The organism is Acidiluteibacter ferrifornacis (assembly GCF_009909615.1).
GTDB lineage: Bacteria > Bacteroidota > Bacteroidia > Flavobacteriales_E > Vicingaceae > Acidiluteibacter > Acidiluteibacter ferrifornacis.
The window spans coordinates 154,666-178,545 of sequence record NZ_WWNE01000008.1 but is presented as its reverse complement, the minus strand read 5'-3'; the positions used below and the strand labels follow the sequence as shown (position 1 = coordinate 178,545).

The window sequence follows — 23,880 nt, the reverse complement described above, 5'->3', positions numbered from 1 at the left end:
AGATAGTGCATAAAAATAAGGGGATATTTTTAAAAAACTCCCCTAAAATGGCTTTAAATACAGTTACCTATTGGCGTAATTGATTTTTATCTGCTCTACAATGTCTGAAACAGCTGGACAAACCAAAGTGTTTTTATACGTCAAATTTAATATCTGATGCATTTTTCGCCGGTCAGTATGCGGATATTCTCGACAAGCATTTGGACGTGCTTCATACGCCATGCAGTAATTATCGTCTGCCAAAAACGGACAAGGAGCAGCAGGAAACACAAAGTCGTGCTCGTCGTCTTCTACTAAATATTGGGTTACAAATTCAGCAGGTCGCATTTTGAAATGCTTCGCCATTCGCTCGATGTCTTTCTGCTGAAAAATAGGTGAAGTGGTTTTGCAGCAATTCCCACAATCCAAACAATCTATTTCATCAAAAACTTCTTCGTGCAATTCATGAAACTGTTGATCCAAATCTTTGGGTTTCTTCTTTTTCAATCGGTCTAAAAAAGCTTTATTCTCTTTTTTATTCTGATCGGCTATTGCAAGTTTATCGGTTAAGAAAGTTGGGATTGGCTTCAAAAGTTAGTTGTTTGATAAAGTAAAGGTCTGAATTTTAGGTTAGGATTATTGACATAAGAAAAACAATCATTAATTATTAAGAACCAATAAGAAATCGTTATATCTCTTTTCTAGTTTCTAACGTCTAGTTTCTCTTTCATTTTATCGCTCTCAGCACTTCTCTCTTTCCGCCATCAGGGCCGTTGTGCTTTTCAATTCTAAATCCTTGCTTTATTAATGCTCTCTTTACATCACCTTTAACACAATAAGTAGACAATACTCCTCCTGGCTTAAGGATAGCATACATTTTTGCAAAAATATCATCAGTCCATAATTCCCCCTGCACATCAGGAGCAAATGCATCAAAATAAATTAAATCATATTGTTCTGGAGAAAAATCAATGGCTTCTATTGGTGCCTCAATTTTGGTTAAAACAAATAAATCAGTAATTGCCGTTCCTTCATTCCAAGGTGCTGAATGAATTGCTTCGAATAATTCTGTCGCTGATGGATGCAATAATTGATCGGCATAGTTCAGTTGATTCAACAACTCATCCTCCAATGGAAAGGCTTCAATCGCATCGTATCGAATGTTCTTTTTTAAACCTTCGTTCGCTAATGCTGTCATTAATACGTTGAGACCGGTGCCCATACCTACTTCCAAAATAGAAACTGAATCTACTTTTTCTGCCACATGCTCTAATCCTAACTCAATAAAAACACGTTGTGATTCTTTTATAGATCCGTGGTAGGAATGATAGTGTTCATCCAAATCAGGAACATACAAAGAATGCGAGCCATCTGCAGTAGTAATAATTTCTCTTTTCAAATCTGTCGCTTTAGTTACAAATGAACCCAAAAAAGAGGGTTATTTTTGTACTCAAATTTAAGAAACAACAAGCGTATGAAATTTCCATTTGATAAAAAAAGAATCCAAGAAGGCATGAGCTTTCAAACATATTATAGTTTAACAGAAAAATTAGTGAAAGAAGGTAAAACTACTGGACCTAATCAATCTGAAGATTTAGCGCATTATACAAAACTAAACTTATCTCGAATGAAGCGTTTAGTAAAAACGGCTACTTTGAATGACTTGTTAATTGAGAAAATTAATCAAGTAAAAAGCAAGACTTACTTTTTAGTAATAACAGAAGCTTGGTGTGGTGATGCAGCTCAGAATGTTCCGTTAATTGCCAAGGCTGCCGAGTTTAGTCCAAACATAGAATTGAAAATCATCTTAAGAGATGAGAATCTAGACATCATGGATCAGTATTTGACAAATGGAGGAAGATCTATCCCTAAAGTAATTGCCATAGATGCAGAATCTCTAGAAGTTATGGGTGAATGGGGACCAAGACCAAACGGAGCTCAAGAGCTTATGCTAGAGTTGAAAACCAAAGAGGCTCCTTACACTGAAATTTCAGAAGCACTACAACGATGGTACATTATGGACAAAACGAATTCGTTCCAAGCTGATTTTGGTCAATTAATCGATGCAGTTCTCACACCAACTGAAGCAATAAAATAATCAGTTTTACAGTTCTTTAGGTATATTTGTCACTATGAAAAAATCCATACTTCTTATTGGTTTATTTATCGGTATGATTTTACTTTTCTCGTGCAGAAAAGAAGATCAAATCATTGAATCTTCTTCTGCTCAAGTTCGGTTTTCAACAGACAGTATTTCCTTTGATACAGTCTTTACTACCATAGGTTCAGTTACAAAAAACTTTACAATCCACAACCCTTATAAAGAGAGTATCAAAATTAGTTCTATACGTTTAGGAAAAGGCGGGGATTCTCAATTTAGAATTAATATTGATGGATTACCTGGAGCACAAATGGATGTCATTATTCCGCCAAAAGACAGCATTTTTGGTTTTGTAGAAGTGACCGTAGATCCAACAAATGATTTAAATCCATTTTTTATCGAAGATGAAATTCAGTTTTTCACCAATGGTAATGTAAAAAGTTTGAAATTAATAGCCTACGGTCAGAATGCCATTTATTTTACCCCTACTACAGTCATTCAAGGCTTACCACCTTTTAGCATTATTGCAGAAGAAAACCAAACGGTAACTTGGACTAAAGACAAGCCCTACGTTATATATGGATATGCAGTAGTAGATGAAGGAGCTACATTGAATATAGAGGCGGGAACTCGAATCTATTTCCATAACAATGGTGGCTTATGGGTATATCAAGACGCCAATATCCAAGTAAATGGAACACTAAGCGAACCAGTATTATTCCGAGGTGACCGATTGGAGAGAGATTATGATGATGTACCGGGTCAATGGGATCGAATATGGATCAATGAAGGATCAGTAAACAACAACTTCAATTACGCGATCATAGAAAATGCGTTTATTGGCATTCAAGCAGAATATTACCCATTTGCAGAAACGAAAGCCATTTCCAATAACAAGTTAAATCTAAACAACACTATAATTAGAAATGCCTCAGGCTTTGGCCTCCTAGGAACCCTCTATCAAATTGATGCAGAAAATGTATTGATTGAAAACTGTGGAGAATACAACGTAGCAATAACAGGTGCTGGGACCTACAACTTCAAGCACTGCACTTTTGCAAATTATTGGAACGAATCAAAAAGAGAAACTCCGCTATTCTATGCACAAAGCTATCAGAGCTATTCTGAAGGTTTGTTAGTCGGAGAGCCAAATGTCAATGTCAGCAATTCCATTATCCATGGCAGCCTAGAAAATGAATGGGATTTTGAGGGATACGATACTAGTTCTGTTAATTTCAATTTTCAAAATTCATTACTTAAAACGAATAAGGTTACCGCGAACAATGCGCGATATGCCAATATGGTAATAAATCCTACGGATAGCATTTTCCAGTCTGTAGGCACTAAAGACTATCACCTAAGGGCAAATTCATCTGCAATCAATATTGGGAATACTCTTATCGGAAATCAAGTCCCATTAGACTTGGAGGGCATTAGTAGAACAGCAGATAGTGCACCGGATGCCGGATGTTACGAATTTCAATAGTTACAGATTCAAAAGAAACTCAAGCGTATCCACTCCGTCTGCATAATCCCACAAATCGGGATGTTGAGCTTTCCCAAAAGGAACAGCACCTATAAACGATTCTGCATTTGTCACTACGCATTGTATTTCTGAGCGCATCGCATTAATGGTCTGTTTTAATTCTTTTAGATCGGAGTATCGTTCATACAACATAACAGCGACAGGTGAGTTTATTTCTTTCGCTTCTCTGAACAATACAAAACCATTCTCCAGAAGAGGCTCTTTATTCAATAAATAAATCGCTTTATTGTAGTCATAGTTATTGGCGTATTTATTATGGTTTGCCAATTCATTGTACGGATATATTGCTTCAAAAATTCGGTTAATGTCAAAATTCTTAGGAAGGTATATTTTAGAAACATTTCTACAACCCAAACCAAAATAAAGAAACATATCTCTTCCCAATTTTTCTAAATCTTCTTTTGTTTCTTCACCTGTCAATACCGCTAGAGAAGTTCTATTTTTTCTAATAATATGTGGATACTTTCCAAAATAGTGTTCAAAATACCTAGCAGAATTATTACTTCCTGTAGCAATAACTGCATCGACTGAAATCAACCGATCAACAATTTCAAAATAATTAGAAAATTCCGGATCTATCGTAGTCAAAACTTCAAGTATAAGCGGCATTAAAAGAGAGTCATCAGAAGCAAGTTTGATAACCGCTTTATGACCACTGAGCACAGTAGTCAAGAAATCATGAAACCCAACCAGAGGAATATTTCCCGCCATGATAATCCCAACTGATTTAGATTTAATTGTAATTGACAAATCGTACGATCCCAACCAGATATTTAATTTTTCTTCGGTCAATGATTCCCCCCAAGCAGAAAAACTACTTCTAACATTTTCTTCAGTAAACCAACCATTTAATATTTTAGCCTGATGAATAGCCGACTCAACATTATCGTAATGAACTTCATTGATAGACATTACGTCAGGATTCTTCTGCCCATCCACTTTAAATTGTGCCATAAACTGACCCAACTTCTTCATCCCTTCAATTCTACTATTTATAATCATTCTAAAATAATTTCTGACCTAAAATCAATTAAATTTGCACTTCATATAAAAAACTATTTTGCAATTTTTTAGTTTTATACAAAGCTACTAACATAAAAAAGAAAAAGCATGGCAATTGTAATTACAGATGAATGTATCAACTGCGGAGCGTGTGAGCCGGAGTGTCCAAATAATGCAATATATGAAGGAGGAGAAGAATGGAGATTCTCTGATGGAACGACGCTTACAGGCGACTTTCAAAAATTAGATGGAAGTACTGTAGATGCAGAAACAGCAAACGAACCGATTAGTTTAGATTACTACTATATCGTACCAGATAAATGTACAGAATGTGTAGGTTTTCATGATGAACCACAATGTGCGGCAGTTTGCCCGGTAGACTGCTGCGTAGACGATCCTAATTACAGAGAATCGGAGGAGATACTACTTGGAAAAAAAGCAAAAATGCACTTGTAATACAGTGATTGAAAATAGAAACCGTCGTGGCTAGTCTCCGACGGTTTTTTTATTTCCACTATTTTTACAATTCAGATTAATTTTGCACGTTAATTGCAAAGAATGAACTCTATGAAATACTCCATACTATCTTTTATATTCGCTTTAACCTTTTCCAACCTATCTTTTGGTCAATACTATGAAGATATCACTAATTATGAAGAGGAAGAAAAGACCTTAGCTCAGTTGGGTCAGCGTATTCTTAATGCGGCATTATTTCAAGACAGGGATAGTGCATGTAAAGCATTTAAAACCCATTTGAGTAGTTTATTAGCAAAAGACGACAGTATAAAATTACCATTTGATCGAGTAAGTAATTTGATGAAAGTTAGATCAGCTGATAGTACTATACGCATTTTAACTTGGAGTCTCTTAGATGCCAACAATAGCTATCATTATTTTGGATTTGTTCAGCGTTTAAAAGCCGATGGAGACTATTTACTTTATGAGTTGAAGGACCGATCAGATGAAATAGTCGACCCCGAAAAGCTAGTCCTTTCTTCTGAGAATTGGTGGGGAAGTATGTATTACGATGTGGCTTTAATCAATAACGGACTAAAAGACATGTATACCATATTAGGATGGGATGGTAACAATAACATGAGTCATAAAAAAGTAATCGACATCTTTTACTTTGACCGAGACGATAGTTTACGGTTTGGTAGCCCAATTATACGTGAAAGACGAGAAGTATATTATCGCAAGATTTTCGAATTCTCTGCCGAAGTAAGCATGCAAATGGCGTTTCAGCGCCACTTAAATCGCATTATTTTTGAATCCTTGAGCCCTTCTAATCCTTCTTTAGTTGGTGTTTATGAATATTATGGACCTGCATTTATTTTTGATGCCTATAATTGGGGTGGACGCTATTGGGATTATGAAGCTGATATCGATGTAGAGGAAGGATTAGAGAAAAAAGATAAAGCATTTGAAGTAAAGCATAGAGATACCATTCAAAGTAAGAATTTATTTAAACCTTACGGGAAATGATACTATGCTTCAAGTAATTTCTCTATAATAGCATCAATTGATAAACCCTCTGCTTCAGCTTTATAATTTTTAACCATTCGATGACGCAAAATAGCCTTAGATACCGCTTTCACATCCTCTATATCTGGAGCATACTTTCCATTAATAGCAGCATGACATTTAGCTCCTAGCACCAAAAATTGAGATGCTCTAGGCCCTGCGCCCCAGCCGATGTATTGGTTGACGATATCATGTGCCATGGGAGTGTTTGGTCGTGTGCTTGAAGCTAATTTTACAGCATAATTAAGCACATTATCTGTAATTGGAATTTTACGAATCAATTGTTGAAAGTAGATAATTTCTTCAGCTGACATTATTTTATTCACCTGAAATTTAGCCTCTGTAGTCGTTGCTTTAACAACTGCTACTTCTTCTTCAAATGTTGGGTAATCCAACCAAATATTGAACATAAAACGATCCAATTGAGCCTCTGGCAATGGATATGTCCCCTCTTGCTCTATCGGGTTTTGAGTAGCTAATACAAAAAATGGATTTCCCAATGGATAAGTTTTCCCTCCTGTTGTAATTGATTTTTCCTGCATTGCCTCTAACAATGCAGATTGAGTTTTAGGGGGAGTTCTGTTAATCTCATCCGCTAATATCAAATTGGAAAACAATGGTCCTTTGATGAATTTAAAGTTTCTAGTTTCATCTAAAATTTCTGAACCGATAATATCTGAAGGCATTAAATCAGGTGTAAACTGAATTCGGTTAAAAGTTAGCCCTAATACTTGAGAAATCGTATTCACCAAAAGCGTTTTAGCCAATCCAGGAACTCCAACTAACAAACAATGTCCGTTACTAAAGATAGAAATCAAAACATTCTTTACGACCTCTTCTTGCCCTACTATGACTTTACCAATTTCTGCATTTAACGCTTTGTATTTCGTTACTAATGCATCTACCGCTTCCACTTCTGACTTAAAATTCAATTCAGACATATTTACTTGTTTTATTGTGGTGATTTTTTCAACCAATTGTTTCTATAATCGCAATCAGTATACTTCTCATTCATTTTTATATAAGATGTCTCTAATCGATCTTGTATCCATTTTTGAACCACCTCCTGCTCTTTTTGTTGGGTGGCCACATTTTTCAACTTCTGATAATCATCATTCAAGTTCGCTGTATGTGGCTCAGTTCGTTTTATCAATTTTATTATTCTATAACCTTCTCTATTTCGCTGATCTGAAGTAGAAAAAGCTGTAGAAATTTCACCTACTTGCATTTTATCAATAACAAAAAAAAAGGAAGGATCTAGCTGATCGGCTTGAAAAACTGAAGTTCCTGAATAGGGATTTAATATCAACCCTCCGTTGTTTTTAGAATCCTCATCCTCTGAATATTTCTGAGCCATTTGAGAAAAAGTAATGGTATCATTTTCAACAACCTTAGCTACACTATCCAATTCCTTCTTTAACCTTTCTAGTCCAGCATAATCTATGGTTGGTTTAATTAAAATATGACGAACATTTACCTTTTCACCTTTCCGATCTATCAACTCTACAATATGGTAACCATATCGCGTTGAAAAAACCTCCGACACTTGTCCAGGCTTTAGCTTAAATGCAGCTTGAGCAAATTCTGGTTCAACTTCAGCTCTCCCAATGTAACCAATCTCTCCACCCTTCTTAGCAGACCCCTTATCATCCGAATATAAAACTGCTAATGTAGAAAGCTTTTCTCCTTTTCTAATTCGCTCTTTAAATTCGCGCAATCGCTCTTTCGCATATTCTTTACTCTCTTCACTAATTGGTGCATATTTTACAATTTGAGCCACCTCTACCTCTGAATTGATTAAAGGCAAACTGTCCTTTGGAAAAGAATGAAAGAATTCAGCAACCTCAGAAGGAGTCACCGATACATCAGCAGTGATTTTATCTTGCATGGTTTGTACCAATAACTGTTCTTTTAGAGACTCCCTTAATTCTGATTTAATCTGATCAATTGATTTCTTATAGTAAGCCTCTAGTGCTTTTTCGCTCCCAATTTGGCCAATAAAATACCTCAACCTTCTTTCCATTTCAGATTCCACTTGTCCATCTGACACTTCGATACTATCAATTTTAGCTTGGTTCAATAATAACTTCTGGAACAATAGATCTTCCATTATAATACACCTCAAATCATCAGTCACTTTCTCTCCTTGAGATAAGTATTGTAAGTACTGAGTTTCTAATGAACTTTTAGTTACAATTTCATCTCCAACTATTGCGATTACTTCATCTATGACTTGTCTGTTCTCCGGCTGGGCTACTAACGAATTAGAGAAAGCCAGCACCATCATTAGTCCAATTGTGGTTATCGCCTTTATCATTTTAATCTTCATAAATTTCAAATTGCTTTTTACGAAGTGCTTCCTCGTATATACTTTGTTTCATTTTCGCAATCAACTTTAACTTGCGTTGATTTAACAATATTGACCTTATATCGTCTCTTGCAAATTCTAAAGGTGAAATTCTAGACTTTACTTTATGGTCGAGTACATTTATAAAATAAGTTCCAGTAGAGTCGCTCCATTCCTTAGTAGGATTACTTCGAATAAACCCTTCTTCATCCTCAACATTTAAACCCGTCAATTTTCTAAAATCAGAAAATAATAACCAATCCGTTGTATCCAATGAATAAACTTCTGCAAATTGAACACAATACTCTTCCAACTCTTTCCAATCTCTCTCTTTGCTCAGTTGAATTGCTTTTCTCAACTTCTCCACCTTTGGGGCCTCTTTGGAGACCTTCACAAAAACGGCCTTCAAAATATTGTTCTTCAATTCAAAATTCGCTGAATTCTGAGTGTAGTACTCTTGTATCTCTTGGGAAGTTATTAACGTATCCAGGTTTTGCTCTACTAGTCTTTTCTCGTAGTTAAATGTAATTAAAGAGTTTCTATAATTTTCTAATTGCTTTTCAAAGTCCTTTTGCTCAATACTTAAATTCAATTCAGCCTTTTTCAACAATAAATTATCCTTAATCCATTTATCGATATAGGCATTGGCCACTGCAGTACTATCCTCCGGTGACATCTCAGTATTGAATAACTCACTTATATCCTTCTCATATAAGTTTTTATCAAATACAGAAGCAATCAATTTCCCATCTTCTTTAGATTTGAAATAATTACAAGAAGCAAGTGCAACAAAACACAGTGCAATTAAAACTACTTTAGGTTGATTTAAAACCACCTCTATTTTATTGAATTCAATACGTCCTGATTCACTTCAACTGGATAGGTCTCTCGTAAAGACTGAATCCATTCTTTTTCTAAATAATCTTGATAATCAGAAGTAATTTTCCCTCTTATTTCTTCAATCGATTTAGCTCCTGGCTCTATCACACCTAATATTTCAATTACTGCATATTTTCCATCAATTGCTATCGGTTTTGACAAACTAGGGACCCAATTAACTTTATCGATGTATGGATTATCTTGGGAAGCATATTTCCCTTCTAATACCTCCAAATTCAACTGAGATGTTTCATTGATCATTTTCTTAATATCTTCTGGAGTCCAGTCTTTATTAATTCTCTTTCTTACTAACTTATAGGTGTTATTGGCAATTTTTAAATCATTGGCAACGTAAATAACAGCATCAACACGTTCAGGCCATTGATAGTCCATAATATTGTCTTCATAAAACTGTTTAAACCCATTGGTATCGATGATTGCTTTATTCCAAACTTGATCTTCAGTTAATTCAAACAATAAAATTCCATCGTGGTATTCTTGAACCAAAGCTTTAAATTCAGGATATTTTCTTTCCAATTGAGAATCTTCATAATCCAACATTGTCTCATTAATGAAGTGATTATACTGCTTATTAATTAATATCTTGCGATCCTGCTTTCTCAAATCAGGTGTTCTTTTTACCAAGAAATCAATAAAGTCTTGATTGGTTATTTGCTGATCTGCAAATGTTGCCATTACTTGATTGGATTTTTTAATCCCTTCTCCATTCCACTTTTTATCTTCAAACTCCTCTCCTAAACTATAAAATGGCTTTAGATTATTCTTCATTTCTTTAAAAAAGTATTCCTTTTTCAAACGATTAACAACCGCCTCCGTGGTGTATAGTTTCTTTGCATCACGAGACAAATTCTTTTCGATTTTTGATTCCATTTCATCATACGAAGGAATTGGGAATGCTTTGATTCGCTTTATAATATGATATCCGAATTGAGTTTCAAAAGGCTCTGAAAAGTCGCCATCTTCCTCTAACTCGAAAGCATTATCCTCAAAAGGCTGAATCATTTTCCCAGTACCGAATGGAGGTAAGACTCCACCACTTTTAGCCGTTTTATTATCTTCAGAATAAAGAGAGGCTAATTCTTCAAAAGATTCTCCTGCTTTTAATTTCGCATAAATTTCATCGATTTTCTTTTTACTATCCGAAACAGCAATATCCTTTACCGACTCTTCTTTAGCACCATCATTAAATCGAACTAAAATGTGTGCGACTTGAATGTCACCTCTTGCCTTTCTCTTATCAGTTACCTTAATTATATGATAACCATAGGACGTTCTTATAATATCACTAATTTCTCCTACTTCGGTACCATAGGCCGCTTTCTCAAATGGATAGACCATAAACATAGCAGTAAAGAAGCCTAAGTCACCATTATTGTTTCTAACGGATGGATCTTCAGAATACTCTTTAGCTACCGCAGCGAAATCTTCTCCTGCTAGCACTTTTTTTCTAGCCTCCTGAGCCTTTTTATAGGCTTTTAATGTATCTGCAGCTGATGCGGTTTCATCTACTCGAATTAAAATATGAGAAGCCCTAACCTCTTGCTGCAATCGCTCATAGGTCTCCTTTTTTAATCGTTCTTTGGTTTTCTCATCAGTTAAATAAGGCTGTGCCAGTTGTTTTCTATAACCTTCAAGCTCCTGAACAAATGTAGGTAAGGTATCCATTTGCAAATCCATAGCTTGCTTTACTTTTAACCTAAACTTCACGTATAAATCCAGATATTCTTCGGGGCTGCTTTTAGCCACCTGAGTGTTGGAGTTATTTTTCTCATACACTGACTTAAACTCCGACAACAAAACTTTATCCTCACCTATTGTTAATAAAACAGGATCCTTTTCTTGACCAATTGCTACGTTTATAGAAATGGCCGCAGCCGCAAATAATAGATTTTTATAGAAATTCATACTGTTAAATATTGGGTAATTAAACTTTATTATCTGGTTAATATTGTTTCTTATCGACTATAATTCGGAGCCTCTCTTGTAATAGCTACTCCATGAGGATGACTTTCTCTGATTCCAGCATTGGTAATGCGGATGAATTGAGACTTTTTCTGCAATTCTTCTACAGTACTGGATCCACAATACCCCATACCTGCACGTAAACCACCAACTAATTGATAAATCACTTCTGATATATTTCCTTTATAAGGCACTCTAGCTGATATTCCCTCCGGTACTAATTTAGCAATATCGTCTTCCATATCTTGAAAGTATCGGTCTTTTGATCCTTTCTGCATGGCCTCAATACTGCCCATTCCTCTATAGGCCTTAAATTTTCTTCCCTCATAGATAATTGTTTCACCAGGAGATTCTTCTACTCCTGCAAACATTGAACCTGCCATTACTGTATTGGCACCTGCTGCTATTGCTTTTACAACATCTCCTGTAAAGCGTAGTCCTCCATCAGCAATAATTGGCACTCCTGAACCTTTCAATGCTTCAGCAACAACTAAAACAGCCGATAATTGAGGAACTCCCACTCCTGCAATAACTCTGGTAGTACAAATAGAACCTGGGCCTATACCTACCTTAACGGCGTCAGCTCCAGCTTCAGCCAAAGCCAATGCAGCTTCTCCAGTTGCAATATTCCCAACCACGACTTGTAACTCAGGAAATGTAGACTTTACTTTTTTTAGTGTCTCTAAAACAGCTTTAGAATGGCCATGTGCAGTATCTATAACTACTGCATCAACTCCAACTGCAACCAATGCAGTAATTCTATCCACAACATCAGCGGTTACACCTACAGCTGCAGCAACCCTCAAACGACCAAATTCATCCTTACATGCATTTGGACGTTCTTTCAACTTAATAATATCTCTATAAGTAATTAGACCAACTAACTCATTGTTTTCATTGACCACCGGCAATTTTTCAATCTTATGCTGTTGTAAGATTGATTCAGCCTTTGAAAGATCAGTACCTTCTTGAGCGGTAATCAATTCTTGAGTAGTCATAATATCTGCTACTTTTTTATTGAAATCCTTTTCGAATCGCAAATCTCTGTTAGTTATAATTCCTACTAACACATTTTGATCATCAACTATAGGAATCCCACCAATCTTGTTTTCACGCATAATTTTCTTAGCATCGAAAACGGTGGCACTGTCATGTAAGGTAATGGGATCTTTTATCATTCCACTTTCCGAACGCTTCACTTTTCTAACCTCACCTGCTTGAGCTTCAATACTCATATTTTTGTGCAGCACTCCTATTCCTCCTTCTTGTGCAATCGCAATTGCCAACGCAGATTCAGTCACAGTATCCATCGCGGCAGAGACGATTGGAGTATTCAATTTAATCTTTTTGGTAAACATCGAAGAAATTACCACTTCTCGTGGCATAACTTCTGAATATGAAGGCACCAATAGGACATCGTCGTAAGTCAATCCTTCAGCGATAAATTTTGTCGGTTCTGCGTTTTTCATAATCGGTGAAATTCTTTATAAATAGGGGCAAAATTAACAATTTTAAGCCAGCTAAAAATTTAAAAAAAACAAAAAAAGACCCTGACTAGGTGAAACTAATCAGGGTCTTTCATGTAATTATAGATTAAATTACCTTACAATGGTTAAAGTTCCTTTTCTTGAACGCTCTTCCCCATTCGAATCTATAAATCGAATCGAGTATACATAAGTTCCTATTGGAGCATACTTTCCTCCACTCAATGAACCATCCCATCCTTTGTAATAGTCATTGGTTTCGAAAACAACTTCTCCCCATCGGTTGTAAATAATCATCTCATACCTTGTGAAATCAAAGTAAACCCCTTCAGGTCTAAACACATTATTTACCGCAGTACCAGGAGAAAAAGCATTCGGAATGTACATTGCAGGCTGCATATTTGTGCAAACCGCGTTTGATAAAGCCATTCCTGAACCTATTGAAGGATCAGAAGGAACTCCTCTTCCATTCTCAACGGCTACTACATAATAACAATATTGGCCATTTTTAAGGAAGTTATCCTTGTCATCTAGGTAATCAGAAACATCATCCGTATAGGTAATAACATTCCCCATTCCTGGCTCTACATATAACGTATCATAAGCATCTACGCCAAACTTATTCTTCTCTGCCTTGTAGATTAGGTAATAATCTACTCCGTTGGCCCAATCTTCATATGCTGTCCACTTCAAAGTATTGGTTAAAGCCAAGTTATCCGTAGTATTAACCAAGTAAATAGACTTACCTAAATTAGAGGCGATAGACAAGTTTCCGCAAGAATCCAGCGCGTTTATTCTATAGTAATAGCTACCTTCATCAGAAACTACATTATAGTCTGAGAAATTAACAGCACCATCTACTACTGCATCTGTTCCTACTTGATCAATTTTAACCAATGCGGAAGAATCTACTCCACGGTAAATGGCATATCCTTTAACCAATGCTGCTGTATCCACATAGCATTGAATTTCTATAAAGTTTGGAGAATTAACATATACAGAGTGCATGTATTGATATGCAGGAGGATCAGGATATTCAACAAATTCATATGTTAAATTAGAATTTGAAAAGAATGGACCAGCTCCATTTAAATCAAGCGCTTTTACATAGTAGTAATTATCTCCTGATTGGACACCTTCATGTGTAAAAACATTTCTAGTTGTTGAACCAATTTTCACAAAATCAGCAAACACCTTTGTTTGAGATGCGTAAATTTCATACAACACCTCTGAACCAGATCTGAACCAATCGTAACGATTCCATGTCAACTCCACCGCAGAATCACAAATCAAGAACCTACTGTCGATATCAATTGTGGTAGCTTCATCGAATGGTCCGTCAGAAATACCATCACACGAATCTTCTGCAAAAATAGTGTAGGTGTAAGAAGTATCAGCAGGATTAACATACTCAGTAACTTCTGTAGTCTCCCCACTCGTATCAATTGTAATATTAGTAATTGGGAAGGTAGTTAGAGGTCGTTCGATGATATACCTTTTAACATCCTTTGAAGGGTTTTTAGACCATACTATTTTTACAGCCAAATTATTAATATCTGTATAATCTACAGTAACATAATCGATGTACTGCTTAAGTGGTCCTTCAGAGTCTCTAAAAGTTTCCTCGGCTGTATTTGATACACTATAACAACCTGAAGTATCTTGAACTTGAACAAAATATCTTCCAATTTTCGTACAACTATCCGTATCAATAAAAGACAAAACAGTTTGCTTAACAGTTGTATCAACATTATATACACCACTTGGCACTCCGACTGATGCGTCTCTTAAAATTTCATAGTTATTCTCATATTGAATTCCTGTACTAGTCCACTCCAATTTCAACTTAGGAGCTGTTGGCACATTTGGAATTACATAATTTTCAACGTCTAAAACAATCGGAGTTACAAAACCTCCAGGAAGAGAGTCCTTTCGCTGATTACAATAATTAGAAACAGAAGCTACTCGATACTTCAAATCTACTATAGGACTTGCATCCGTATATGTTGTAGTGTTATAGTCTGTAATTATTCCATTTGGTGCCACAACCCAATTATTGCCATCTAAACGCTCTACACGATACTCTTCAAAATTATTCTTCGGATTTAATGGTTTCAACCATTCCAATTCAACAACATTTCCAATATAACGAACACATCGCACATCTGGAGGAGCAATAACAAAAGTATCGGGTAAGCTACCAGTTACTACATTAAACATACTTGAACGAGCCGATTGCCCTGCACCCGCCTTCGCAACTACATAAAAATCATAAGATGTTTGAGGACCTACATTGTAATCAAATGAGGTAACGGGCACATTTCTAGTCCCGATTTTAGTAGTCACACCATTCTCAACAATGTAAAACTCATACTGAGTAATAGCGCCTGCACCAAACCCTAAAAATGGAGTCCAAGTGATATTGGCAGTAACAATACAGTTTCCTGACAACGAAACGCTAGCTTGGGAAGTCTTAATAACTTCTGATTTTGTTCCTGCTACAGCCTTATTACAAGTGTCATAAGGAATTATTACATAATACTTAGCACCTAGATCGGCTCCTGCTCCTATATGAATAAAAGTGTCTTGAGGCACAATTACACTATCAAGCTTATTCATCAAGGCTCCAGTAGCATCCGATTCATAGATTACATATGAATCAGCAGAAAGTCCCAAAACTGCCCACTTCAAGAAAACATCACCATTTGGACGAACCAATGTTTCAATTAATTTTGGCTTTGCAGGCGGCACAATAGATTTCATATTCTTTGTCACCACATTACTAAATGACTCACAATTGGCCAAGGTATCCCTAGTTGCAATCTTAAACGAAACAGAATCGTCACAGACAGGGCTTTCTCCTGTCCATTTAAATTTAGAGGTATCGGTCTCCATAATGGAATCTATCAACAACCAAGGCCCTGAGTTATGTGGCGAGTGACGCTGATAAATATAAAATACGCCATTCCACGACTCTAGCATCGAAGAAGCCATTAATAAAGGCTTTCTAGGATTGTAATTAGGGATGGTATTAAATAGTGACTTCCAACTAAGTGTAACTTTAGTTTGAGGAGCATTAGGATCTCCAGCTGGTAACGTCCCAGAATGCACCGCCTTCAAACGATTAGTTGTCGCATATAATGGAGAGAAATCAGAAGTATCAGACCCACCACAGCCATATCTAGTTTTCATTCTAAATGCCACTTCTTGACCAGGAGGGAAAGCACTCGCTGGAATAGTATATGAGCCTTCATAATCTGTCAAACCAAAAGCGATAGGGTTACTTAAATTAGTATAAGGAACATTTGAACCCGCTGTTCTTTGAGAAAGGAACAGTTGATAAGAATGAAATGAATTGGTCGTATCAGGATGCACTGGCCCAGTCCAACTAATAACATAACTTCCGTCATCCAATTTATTGACACAACGAATAACAGGAGGCCCTAATGGATCGGGCGCTTTAAGTGTAATATTAATAGTGGGGTAGTTAATTGCAGGTACAGGACAGAAGTCATCGTACACTTTCATAACGAATGTAAATCGTCCTGAAGATAACTGCTGAACACCCACTGGATTTAGATGGTCACAAGTCGTTTGCCAATTAAATCTAGTTCCTACAGTAGAGAGCCCTCTCAGTCTTTTTACTGGAGCTCCTGATGGGGCAGGAGTTAGAGTTGCACACGGCTTAATTGGGCAATTACCTTGCGGATCATTAAAAGACTTATCAAACTGATAACCTGTCGGCTCAACCGAAACTTCGGTCAATGATGTTACGGAACAAGGACTAGTATTGGAATCAACTGCTAAAAATGGAATAGAAACAAAATCTCCAGCATAAACAATTGTATCCAAACTATTTGAACCAGCAGCAGCCCCAATTTGAACAAACGGCGGCTTATTAGTTTCGTTAACTGTAACCGGACTACCATTTATGACAGCGGTGTATGTAATTTTAGGACATCTAAAAATATTAAATGGCATATCTCTAAAAATAGTACCTGTCTTTACCCTCTTTCCTGTAATTGGACTTATCCCCCATGCATCAACTTGCGCAGAAGTAACGTAAATACCAGCAATATTAGCAGGCACACTTGGAGGCAATATTGTAAACATTCTAATTTCTCCTGTTAATGGATCGATGGTCGCTGACTTGTTTAGCGGATTCATCGCTGGTGTTGGCGTAGGATTAGCCAAAGAAAAGCCTGCTGCCCAGTTATTAATAACAGGTTGATATTGCGTTGTGCTTGAGCTTGAATTCACTACGTTTGCCCAGTGATAAGACAATGAATCCAATTCATCATCAGTCGCATTGTGATTAAACTGAAAATCATACCCCTCACAAATAATCACCGAAGGAGATTCTTTAAACTGAGGAGAACTATCATAGCATGGATCTTGGGATGCTCGCCCATCACCATACATAATTGCCTTAAACATAGCAGAAGACCCTAAATTGGATAAGTTCTCTACATCACCAGAACGACAACAAGGTGCAGTATATCCAAACACCCAACCTGCAGTAGTACCGGTACCACTTGGTGGCTTACCACTTAAGGTAATAGGCTGAGAACGGTAAGAGTACTTTTCTAAAGTTCCTCTATCCTCTGTAACGCAAGAAATGGGTTGTGGCGAACCTGCACAACCTGTACAAAGAGGCGCAACTGAAGCACCTCCATTAGGTCCTAGAGGAGTTCCTGGGTCTGGCGGAACAAAAGTCATTGTGATTTGACTTAAAGCCCCATTATTGGGCAATGGCGTATTGTAAACCCTTAAAGTAACGGGACCCGTCCCAATATCAGCAGAGGTGCTATTACAATCTCTATAATAATCCATATAGAAAATGTACTTCCCTGTCCCTTGAATACACCTCCAATAGACTTCACCTCCTACATAGTGAGAGGCAAAAGAACTGGAAATGGCTGAGATAAAAATCAACAGCAGTAAACTTATCTTTTTCATAGTCATTAAATTAAAACGTAAGTAGTTTCTTTTACGTCCAAAAGACGAGTAAAACTACAATGGTTGCCGCAATTTCGAAAAAAAAATAGAATCTTCAGCTATTAGACGCTACTGTTTTACTATTTTCTTCGTCACCACTCTCCAATTCGTCTCAATTCTAAGAATGTATAATTGTTTAGGGAGAACACTCAAATCTATGAATGAACCACTATTTGGCAAAGCTTTTAATTGTCCATTTAAGTTATAAACACTAACACTTTTAATACTCTCATTCTCATGGAGTCCACTGATACTTAAATTACCATTTGTTGGATTAGGAAAAATAGACAGCTCAGAAATGGATGACTTCAGCTCTATACTGCTCACCACAGAAATAATATAAGGTTGACTTCGGAACACACATCCTCCAATGGTTACCTCTACTTCGTACCTGCCAGTATCCGATATTACTATAGCATTTCCTGATGCATTGGCTATCAAAACTCCATTCTTATACCACTGTAAATTTCCATTTAGCGGATTCGACAAACTTAAAGTACTGTCTTTATAGTTTAAATTAAACTGAACGGTGTCAGTCTGACCGGCAGAAATAACATTACTATACTGAGATGTTACATCCCATGTACAAATCGAATCTCGATGTTTTAATCTGATGGCATACTCTTGATTAGGGTCAAGTTGATTCATAGGAATAAATCCTTGACCAATATGATTAGTAATATATTCAATTGGTTGCGTAAAAAAGGAAAAAGACCCTTGTGACCCTTTAAGCCTCTGTCCTAAATACACTTCGACACTATTAAACCTATTAGGGTTATAATTTGTGAGTTCATAAAAGAAATTTATGCTAGCGCTCGAAGTATCAAAACAATAAACTTTAGGCGGTTGGGGAACTTCAGGTAACTTAATCGTCACATTTAAACTAGCATAATTCATTGCAGGCACAGGGCAAAAATCATCGTATATCTTAAATACGAACTGAAAGTTTCTCCTCGCATCCGCTTGCATGGAGGCACCCAACTCCATCAAATGTGCACAATCTGCTTTCCAATTAAACTGGGTTTCAACTATTGAGTTTCCGACAAGACGCGCAGGGCGCCCTATCGGTGCTGGATTTAATATTGCACAAGGCGGAAGCAAGCAATTTCCATTCGTATTCGAAAAGCTAGAATCAAATTGAACTCCACTAGGCTGTATAGAAACTTGAGTCAATAAACCAATATCACAAGGATTGGCATTGGTATCTATCACTACATAATCAAATTTCAGAGAATCCCCTATAATAATTGTAGTATCAATACTTTTTGCATCTCTACCACTACTCAAGAAAACAAATGGTGGTTTATTTACTTCATTCACAGTTCGAGGATTACCATTTATATCGTTGAAGGTAAAAAAGATGGAAGGGCACCTAAAAATATTAAATGGCATATCTCTATAAATGGTACCTGTCTTTACCCTCTTCCCTGTGATTGGACTTACCCCCCATGCATCAACTTGTGTAGAAGTAACGTAAATACCAGCAATATTAGCAGGAACACTTGGAGGCAAAATAGTAAAAAATTTTACATTCCCTGTTCTACTATCTATAGTCGCCGATTTGTTGAGCGGATTCATGGCTGGTGTTGGCGTAGGGTTAGCCAAAGAAAAGCCTGCTTCCCAGTTATTAATAACTGGTTGATAATGTGTTGCACTTGAACTTGAATTCACCACGTTTGCCCATTGAAATGACAAAGAGTCCAGCTGTTCATCATATACTCCATGATTAAACTGAAAATCATACCCCTCACAAATAATTGCAGACGGTTCTTCTTTAAATAATGGAGAACTATCATAACATGGATCTTGAGATGCTCGTCCGTCACCATACATAATTGCCTTAAACATAGCAGAAGACCCTAAATTGGATAAGTTCTCTATATCACCAGAACGACAACAAGGTGAAGTATATCCAAACACCCAACCTGCAGTAGTACCGTTACCACTTGGCGGTTTACCACTCAAGGTAATAGGCTGAGAACGATAAGAGTACTTTTCTAAAGTTCCTCTATCCTCTGTAACACAAGAAATAGGTTGAGAGGAATTTGCACAACCTTTACAAAGAGGAGCAACTGAAGCACCACCATTAGGCCCAAGAGGAGTTCCCGGATCTGGCGGAACAAACGTCATTGTGATTTGACTTAAAGCCCCATTATTGGGCAGTGGCGTGTTGTAAACCCTTAAAGTAACGGGACCTGTACCAATATCAGCAGAGGTGCTATTACAATCTCTATAATAATCCATATAGAAAATGTACTTCCCTGTACCTTGAATACACCTCCAATAGACTTCGCCTCCTATATAGTGAGAGGCGGAAAGTTGGATTGAAAATAACAATAAAATGGCTAGAAGTAGGTTTTGACTTTTCATAGATTGTTTCAGTTTGTGCTAATTTAATATCAATTTAGACTCTAAACAACTCCAATAGGTTGCACTAGAAAAGTTTAATCTAATCAAGACAAATCCTTACCCACCCAATAGAACAATCAACCGACAACCAACTCACTCAATGAATCTATTTGAAGGTACTTATTGGCCAATTCTTTTACCTCTTCCTTGGTCAAATTCTTCACCGTTTGAAGATACCTCTCAAAATAGTCATAATTCAATTCACTATCTTTTATCAACTGGTACTTATCCATCTGAGCAAATGGCCCATCCACACTTTTCAAAAAACTACCTAAAACGTAATTCTTAACCAATTTCAGTTCTTGATCAGTAATTAATTCTTCTTGAAGCAACTTTATCTCTTTATAAATCTCGGCCAACGCAGCATCCTTTACTTCTTTACCCACCTCAGTAGTCAAGAAAAAGTAGCCAGTATGTTTTAACGGGACAATGGCTGAACCAATTCCGTAGGTATACCCTTTATCTTCTCGAATATTTGCCATCAATCTCGACCCAAAATACCCACCCAATATAGTTGAGACCATTTGCATTTTGACATAATCCGTATGCGTTCTATTAAAAAGCGACTTTCCAATACGTATAGCAGATTGCACCGCATTGGGCTTTTCTATGTATTGCTTTCTTGCACGCATCTCCACCATTTTTGGGAAAGAAACCATTGAATTAGGTACCAACTCTATGGGCGAAAAAGCATTGGATATTAACTTTAAAACCTGCTCATTGACATCTCCAGAAGCTTGAACACGCATACCTTTTGAAAGCAGCTTTTGAGTGTAAAACTCAACAATGTCAACCAACCTCAAACTATCATAATCGACCAATTCTACCGTGGAGGCATAAGGATGAGCCGAACCAAAAATTAATGCTGGGAAACGCTTTTTAGCTACATAACTAACACGCTCCAAGTTAACTTTCATTTTTTGTTTTTGGTTATTGATGTAATTGTCCAACTCTTTTTGGGGAAATTTAGCATTCAAGAGAACATTTAGCAGGAGTTCTAGAACTTGTTCCACATTTCTACTCAGGCAAAACACCGACAAACTAGTACGATCAAAGTTAACCTCAGTATTGACATATGCCCCCAACGTATCAAAGGCTGTAGCTACCTGGTTAGCCGACATAGAGTCGGTACCTTTATCTATTAAATCGGCTGCGGCAAAGGCAATTGCCGGATGGCTAGCATCGACAACACCTGCATTCATTATAATTTCTAACTTTAATACCTTTTCCGTACCAGCGTTGATATAACCGACCTCAACCCCATTTGACAAAACTAATTCTTGAGCTTGAAGAACTTTAACTTCTTCAATTGATTTAAAAATAGGCGGAATTTTTCTATCTATCATTTCGATTTATTCGATTTATAATACAATGTTGAACAATTGGTAGGAACTAACACTTGCTGACAATATGCTTGAATTTGATCAGTTGTTACAGCTTGGTAAAAATCCATTTCTTGGTTGACTAGTGAGGCATCAACTATTAGCTCAGCTATAGCCAAGCCCATCGCTTTATTTAAAACTGATGTATTCCCAAATGCATGAGCCGACTCTACCTTATTTTTAACTTTCCGCAGCTCCAAATCACTTACCCCATTCTTATTGAGCAGCTCTAATTCTCTATGGATCGCATCTTCCACTTTCTCTAAAGAAACCCCTTCATTAGCAGTAGCAGATATCACAAACAAGCCCTCATCCATATCTCCTGTAATATAAGCGTTAACATTAGAGCACAACTCTTGCTCTTTAATCAACGATTCAAACAAACGAGAAGAATCCCCTCTTGATAATATATCGGAAACTAAATCAATTGCATAATAATTAGGATCAACTCGATTACAAATGTGATATGCTTTATAAATGGCATCTGAAGGAACGTCTCTTTCAACAGTCAAACTTCTCGCTTGCAGTTGCTTTGGCTCCTTAGGCAGGTCTCTCGGTACGATATCTCCTTGTGGAATATCCCCAAACCACTTTTCTGCCAACTTTTCAATCTGTTCTTTAGAAATATCTCCTGCTACAGAAAGTATTGCATTATTGGGTCGATAATGTTTAAAGAAAAAAGACTTTACATCTTCCATCGTTGCCTCCTCGATGTGTTTAATTTCCTTACCAATTGTAGCCCATTTATATGGGTGGCGAGTATAAGCCAAAGGTCTAAGTAGCAACCAAACATCTCCATAGGGCTGATTTAAATACCGCTGCTTGAACTCTTCAATAACCACATTGCGCTGTACTTCCAAACTCTTTTCTGTAAACGCCAAGCTCAACATTCGATCAGACTCTAACCAAAAGGCAGTTTCAATATTCTCTTTTGGTAGTGTAATGTAGTAATTCGTGATGTCGTTGGATGTAAATGCATTATTTTCACCTCCGACCTCCTGTAATGGAGAATCATAATTTGGAATATTTACAGAGCCACCAAACATTAAATGCTCAAATAAATGAGCAAACCCTGTTTTTGACTCATCCTCATCTCTTGCACCGACATCATACAATAAGTTAAAAGCCACGATAGGCGTTGTTTCGTCACGGTGAACAATTACTCTCAAGCCGTTCCTCAACGAAAACTTTTCAAATTGAATCATTAAAATTTATATTTTTCTTGTGTGATTGATTGAATAGAAGCTTCATATTCTTCTAATAAATTCTTAAAAATTTGATCAACAGGTAAAATCTCATCGATCAAGCTGGCAACTTGTCCAACCTCTAGCTCCCCATCTACCAAATTTCCCTCAAACATACCTTTTTTAGCTCGACCTTTGCCCAACAACTCCATTAACTCTTTAGGAGAAGCTCCTGATTCTTCCAATTGGACAACAGATTGAAAGAATTCATTTTTTAACAACCGAACTGGAGCCAGTTGTTTTAGTCGAAGTTGAGTTGATCCCTCTTTCGCTTCTACAATTAAGTTTTTATAGTTGATGTGTGAAGACGCCTCCACAGATGCTGCAAACCGACTACCCATTTGAATTCCATCTGCTCCTAAAGCCATGACCGCATGCATAGCTGCTCCAGTTGCTATTCCTCCCGCAGCGATTAAAGGAACTTTTATTACTCGTTTGACCTCAGGAATTAAACAGAGCGTAGTGGTTTCTTCCCTTCCATTGTGTCCTCCAGCTTCAAATCCTTCCGCAACAACGGCATCTACACCGGCTGCTTGAGCCTTCATAGCAAAATAAGCGCTTGAAACTACATGAACTACTGTAATTCCATGTGACTTTAATTGAGCTGTAAATTGGGCGGGACTCCCAGCAGAAGTAAATACAATGCGCACACCTGCATCTATTATGGTCTGGATTTGTGCTGTGGCATAGGGAGAAAAAATAGGCACATTAACTCCAAATGGTTTATCCGTGGCCTGTTGAGTACGATGAATATGTTCTTCTAACAGTTCAGGTTTCATTGAGCCTGCTCCAATCAATCCTAAACCTCCTGCATTACTGACAGCGGCCGCTAATTTCCAACCACTATTCCAAACCATTCCTCCTTGAATAATGGGATATTGAATGTTTAGCAATTGCGTAATTTTATTTTTCATCCTGTAACGCTTTAAAAGTCGCCTAAATTAAACAATCACTATCTGTTACCTCAAGGTTTTTCTTTAAATTTCGTTAACAATTAAAGTT

General features: G+C 36.9%; 17 protein-coding genes. 4 read left to right on the top strand and 13 right to left on the bottom strand.

What is annotated here, in order from left to right; genetic code table 11:
* Nucleotides 1-63 precede the first annotated feature (63 nt).
* Nucleotides 64-570, bottom strand: a complete 507-nt coding sequence (locus tag GQN54_RS11170) for a YkgJ family cysteine cluster protein (RefSeq protein WP_207554887.1) — start codon at nucleotides 568-570, stop codon at nucleotides 64-66.
* 136 nt (nucleotides 571-706) lie between these two features.
* The gene (gene mnmD, locus GQN54_RS11165) at nucleotides 707-1,378 is read right to left on the bottom strand and encodes a tRNA (5-methylaminomethyl-2-thiouridine)(34)-methyltransferase MnmD (protein ID WP_160633628.1); all 672 of its coding nucleotides are present in this window, start codon (nucleotides 1,376-1,378) and stop codon (nucleotides 707-709) included.
* 75 nt (nucleotides 1,379-1,453) lie between these two features.
* Here mnmD and GQN54_RS11160 point away from each other — a divergent pair, with 75 nt between their 5' ends.
* Both GQN54_RS11160 and GQN54_RS11155 read left to right on the top strand, forming a co-directional pair.
* Nucleotides 1,454-2,077 carry a thioredoxin family protein gene (locus GQN54_RS11160; protein WP_160633627.1) on the top strand — a complete coding sequence of 208 codons (624 nt, stop codon included), beginning with the start codon at nucleotides 1,454-1,456 and terminating at the stop codon, nucleotides 2,075-2,077.
* 34 nt (nucleotides 2,078-2,111) lie between these two features.
* A complete protein-coding gene (locus GQN54_RS11155; RefSeq protein ID WP_160633626.1) occupies nucleotides 2,112-3,566 on the top strand; it encodes a choice-of-anchor Q domain-containing protein in 1,455 nt (484 codons plus the stop codon).
* Here GQN54_RS11155 and GQN54_RS11150 read toward each other — a convergent pair whose 3' ends face one another.
* Nucleotides 3,567-4,628 (bottom strand): acyl-CoA reductase, encoded by a 1,062-nt coding sequence (locus GQN54_RS11150; RefSeq protein WP_160633625.1) that lies wholly within the window; start codon nucleotides 4,626-4,628, stop codon nucleotides 3,567-3,569.
* A 108-nt stretch (nucleotides 4,629-4,736) separates the two neighbouring features.
* Here GQN54_RS11150 and GQN54_RS11145 point away from each other — a divergent pair, with 108 nt between their 5' ends.
* Nucleotides 4,737-5,084 carry a 4Fe-4S dicluster domain-containing protein gene (locus GQN54_RS11145; protein ID WP_160633624.1) on the top strand — a complete coding sequence of 116 codons (348 nt, stop codon included), beginning with the start codon at nucleotides 4,737-4,739 and terminating at the stop codon, nucleotides 5,082-5,084.
* Between the two features lie 111 nt (nucleotides 5,085-5,195).
* Complete coding sequence (locus GQN54_RS11140) at nucleotides 5,196-6,113, top strand: hypothetical protein (protein ID WP_160633623.1); 918 nt, start codon at nucleotides 5,196-5,198, stop codon at nucleotides 6,111-6,113.
* 2 nt (nucleotides 6,114-6,115) lie between these two features.
* On the opposite strand, the gene GQN54_RS11135 is transcribed toward GQN54_RS11140, so the two are convergent.
* From GQN54_RS11135 to GQN54_RS11090, 10 genes are all read right to left on the bottom strand, one after another.
* Complete coding sequence (locus tag GQN54_RS11135) at nucleotides 6,116-7,093, bottom strand: AAA family ATPase (protein WP_207554886.1); 978 nt, start codon at nucleotides 7,091-7,093, stop codon at nucleotides 6,116-6,118.
* Nucleotides 7,094-7,104: 11 nt separating this feature from the next.
* Nucleotides 7,105-8,481, bottom strand: a complete 1,377-nt coding sequence (locus GQN54_RS11130) for a peptidylprolyl isomerase (RefSeq protein ID WP_160633622.1) — start codon at nucleotides 8,479-8,481, stop codon at nucleotides 7,105-7,107.
* A complete protein-coding gene (locus tag GQN54_RS11125; RefSeq protein WP_160633621.1) occupies nucleotides 8,471-9,334 on the bottom strand; it encodes a hypothetical protein in 864 nt (287 codons plus the stop codon). Before GQN54_RS11125 ends, GQN54_RS11130 begins: the two co-directional genes overlap by 11 nt.
* Before the next feature lie 2 nt (nucleotides 9,335-9,336).
* A complete protein-coding gene (locus GQN54_RS11120; protein ID WP_160633620.1) occupies nucleotides 9,337-11,304 on the bottom strand; it encodes a peptidylprolyl isomerase in 1,968 nt (655 codons plus the stop codon).
* Nucleotides 11,305-11,354: 50 nt separating this feature from the next.
* A complete protein-coding gene (guaB, locus tag GQN54_RS11115) occupies nucleotides 11,355-12,830 on the bottom strand; it encodes an IMP dehydrogenase (RefSeq protein ID WP_160633619.1) in 1,476 nt (491 codons plus the stop codon).
* Nucleotides 12,831-12,959: 129 nt separating this feature from the next.
* Nucleotides 12,960-17,804 carry a T9SS type B sorting domain-containing protein gene (locus GQN54_RS11110; protein ID WP_160633618.1) on the bottom strand — a complete coding sequence of 1,615 codons (4,845 nt, stop codon included), beginning with the start codon at nucleotides 17,802-17,804 and terminating at the stop codon, nucleotides 12,960-12,962.
* Nucleotides 17,805-17,912: 108 nt separating this feature from the next.
* On the bottom strand, nucleotides 17,913-20,213 hold the full coding sequence (locus GQN54_RS11105; RefSeq protein ID WP_160633617.1) for a T9SS type A sorting domain-containing protein: 2,301 nt from the start codon (nucleotides 20,211-20,213) through the stop codon (nucleotides 17,913-17,915).
* Nucleotides 20,214-20,329: 116 nt separating this feature from the next.
* Nucleotides 20,330-21,598 carry a M16 family metallopeptidase gene (locus GQN54_RS11100; RefSeq protein ID WP_160633616.1) on the bottom strand — a complete coding sequence of 423 codons (1,269 nt, stop codon included), beginning with the start codon at nucleotides 21,596-21,598 and terminating at the stop codon, nucleotides 20,330-20,332.
* A complete protein-coding gene (locus GQN54_RS11095; protein WP_160633615.1) occupies nucleotides 21,595-22,839 on the bottom strand; it encodes a M16 family metallopeptidase in 1,245 nt (414 codons plus the stop codon). Before GQN54_RS11095 ends, GQN54_RS11100 begins: the two co-directional genes overlap by 4 nt.
* A complete protein-coding gene (locus GQN54_RS11090; protein ID WP_160633614.1) occupies nucleotides 22,839-23,792 on the bottom strand; it encodes an NAD(P)H-dependent flavin oxidoreductase in 954 nt (317 codons plus the stop codon). Before GQN54_RS11090 ends, GQN54_RS11095 begins: the two co-directional genes overlap by 1 nt.
* Nucleotides 23,793-23,880 lie beyond the last annotated feature (88 nt).

What these genes read in the sequence shown, in the direction of transcription:
- GQN54_RS11100 (WP_160633616.1), bottom strand. Translation starts at nt 21,598, where the DNA reads ATGATAGATAGAAAAATTCCGCCTATTTTTAAATCAATTGAAGAAGTT.
- GQN54_RS11145 (WP_160633624.1), top strand. Translation starts at nt 4,737, where the DNA reads ATGGCAATTGTAATTACAGATGAATGTATCAACTGCGGAGCGTGTGAG.
- GQN54_RS11120 (WP_160633620.1), bottom strand. Translation starts at nt 11,304, where the DNA reads ATGAATTTCTATAAAAATCTATTATTTGCGGCTGCGGCCATTTCTATA.
- GQN54_RS11090 (WP_160633614.1), bottom strand. Translation starts at nt 23,792, where the DNA reads ATGAAAAATAAAATTACGCAATTGCTAAACATTCAATATCCCATTATT.
- GQN54_RS11155 (WP_160633626.1), top strand. Translation starts at nt 2,112, where the DNA reads ATGAAAAAATCCATACTTCTTATTGGTTTATTTATCGGTATGATTTTA.
- GQN54_RS11110 (WP_160633618.1), bottom strand. Translation starts at nt 17,804, where the DNA reads ATGAAAAAGATAAGTTTACTGCTGTTGATTTTTATCTCAGCCATTTCC.
- GQN54_RS11160 (WP_160633627.1), top strand. Translation starts at nt 1,454, where the DNA reads ATGAAATTTCCATTTGATAAAAAAAGAATCCAAGAAGGCATGAGCTTT.
- GQN54_RS11135 (WP_207554886.1), bottom strand. Translation starts at nt 7,093, where the DNA reads ATGTCTGAATTGAATTTTAAGTCAGAAGTGGAAGCGGTAGATGCATTA.
- GQN54_RS11140 (WP_160633623.1), top strand. Translation starts at nt 5,196, where the DNA reads ATGAAATACTCCATACTATCTTTTATATTCGCTTTAACCTTTTCCAAC.
- GQN54_RS11095 (WP_160633615.1), bottom strand. Translation starts at nt 22,839, where the DNA reads ATGATTCAATTTGAAAAGTTTTCGTTGAGGAACGGCTTGAGAGTAATT.
- guaB (WP_160633619.1), bottom strand. Translation starts at nt 12,830, where the DNA reads ATGAAAAACGCAGAACCGACAAAATTTATCGCTGAAGGATTGACTTAC.
- GQN54_RS11130 (WP_160633622.1), bottom strand. Translation starts at nt 8,481, where the DNA reads ATGAAGATTAAAATGATAAAGGCGATAACCACAATTGGACTAATGATG.
- GQN54_RS11150 (WP_160633625.1), bottom strand. Translation starts at nt 4,628, where the DNA reads ATGATTATAAATAGTAGAATTGAAGGGATGAAGAAGTTGGGTCAGTTT.
- GQN54_RS11105 (WP_160633617.1), bottom strand. Translation starts at nt 20,213, where the DNA reads ATGAAAAGTCAAAACCTACTTCTAGCCATTTTATTGTTATTTTCAATC.